This is a genomic window from Microvirga sp. KLBC 81 (genome assembly GCF_003075415.1).
Classification (GTDB): Bacteria; Pseudomonadota; Alphaproteobacteria; order Rhizobiales; family Beijerinckiaceae; genus Microvirga.
On record NZ_QDAH01000260.1, the window covers coordinates 1 to 1,170 of the forward strand.

General features: G+C 57.3%; 1 pseudogene. It reads right to left on the reverse strand.

What is annotated here, in order from left to right:
* Positions 1-805 precede the first annotated feature (805 nt).
* Positions 806-928: pseudogene (locus DC522_RS36690) on the reverse strand (IS6 family transposase); the annotation flags it as partial.
* Positions 929-1,170: the final 242 nt, after the last annotated feature.

A 1,170-nucleotide genomic window follows, 5' to 3' on the forward strand; every position in this document is an offset into this window, starting at 1 on the left:
CCAGAGAGCATTGGAAACAAGAGGTTTGGCCATGCCAAACCAACGCACTCACTCCAGTTTTGTTAGGCACTCTAAGTCACTAGGACAATCTTATCCTCAGCGCCTCTGATGCCAGTGTGGTGAGCAACAACGGCCCATCCGTTCTGAGCAAAGAAGGCTATTGCCCGCAGCCATCGTGGGTTCGTTGTTGCAGGAGTTCCAATGATCCGGACCTTTACGCCATTGCTCGCCAACTGGCAGCGGGCTGTGACCGTCATTCTAGGTTTGGGTGCCGCTGCGGGATGGGGCATGCTTGCGATCTCAAGCCAATCCGCGGCTGAAACGGAACGTCAGTTGTGGGAGCAGATTGCCACCCTCCAAGACAGTCAAAAGCAGCTTGTACTGGAGCGGGACCGGTCTCAAGTTGCAACCACAGAACTTGCTCAGCTGCGCAACCAACTCAATTCCGCTCAGGATGAGATCGCTCGTCTTGCCCAGAGCCGAACTCAGGCTCAGCTGAAGGGACCTGCGGACCGGCTGCCGCTTAACGCGAGTTCATCCCTTGCTCGTCTACCGCAGACCAGCGGTTCCCAGACAGGCTCCATCCGGAGCCTGCCGCCAACTCCGCCACAGGCGCCAGTGCGTCCAGCGCAAGCAGTGCTCACGAAACCGCAAGGCAGTGTCATGGTCGCTCAGGCTGGTGACGGCAAGCGTCAGGCACCAGTGCAGGCTCCAGCGTTGAAGCCTGGACGATAGGTCGTCAGGTTTCATCGAAAATCAACGCTGAGGATGCACTGGGTTGAGCCGGTCGACTTGAAGCCTCGCAGCCTCGGTCGGCTGGGAGTTCCTCCACGTCGCTATAGCTCAGCGTAAACCGCAGGAAGAGCCAGATGGCACGCTGGATGATCTCAGGCGGGTACCGGTGCCGACGGTAAGGAATGGGCTGCATCCCCTACCCTACTGCGGAGCGCCCCGACTCGTTGGCTCTCCCTGTGGCAATGCCTTCTCCCGCATCATTCAGAAGCGGCGTTGTGACATTCCTACTTTGCGACATCAGGACATTTTAACTTTGCGCCTACAGACGAATCGCGCTGAACATTTTTTATGGAACTAGATGTTTGATCCCAGGGTTTGATGGTGCATTGTTTTCTCCGGAATGGAGGGATGCGCTATGGGCCAGGTTCTCCATGG